1 protein-coding gene is annotated in these 517 nt (G+C 25.1%); it reads left to right on the forward strand.

Going from position 1 to position 517, the window contains the following annotated elements:
* Window positions 1–517, forward strand: a 517-nt coding sequence (locus tag RI68_RS03515) for a DUF2963 domain-containing protein (protein WP_017193729.1), incomplete at both ends; no start/stop codon positions are given.

Below are 517 nucleotides of genomic sequence, written 5' to 3' on the forward strand. Positions count from 1 at the left end.
TTAAAGTCATTCAAGAATTCGATCAAGCAAATGGCAAACTTGTAAAAGAAACTTATTATAGAGATGATGAAAAAACGATTGATTATATAAATGAATTCGATAGAAATACTGATGAGCTAGTTAAAACAATTTTTTATCAAAAAGATGGTAAAACTATTAATTATATAAAAGAATACGATAAAAATCCTTATGAGACAGTTAAAGACATTTATTATCGAGCTGATGGTAAAACTATTGACTATATATATGAATATGATGAAAATAGTAGTAATTCAGTTAAAGACATTTATTATCGAAATGATGGAAAAACTATTCACTATATAACTGAATACGATCAAGAAGATACTGGCGAACCTATTGGCGAACCTATTAAAAAAATTTATTATCAAGTTGATGATCAAACTATTAAAAAAATAAAAGAATATGATAAATACATTAACGAACTAATCAAAGAGACATATTACAAGCCTGATGGTAAAACTATTGATTATATAAAAGAATATGATGGAGAGGATAG

This window comes from Vaccinium witches'-broom phytoplasma str. VAC (assembly GCF_000309405.1).
In the GTDB taxonomy this organism is placed as follows: domain Bacteria; phylum Bacillota_I; class Bacilli_A; order Acholeplasmatales; family Acholeplasmataceae; genus Phytoplasma.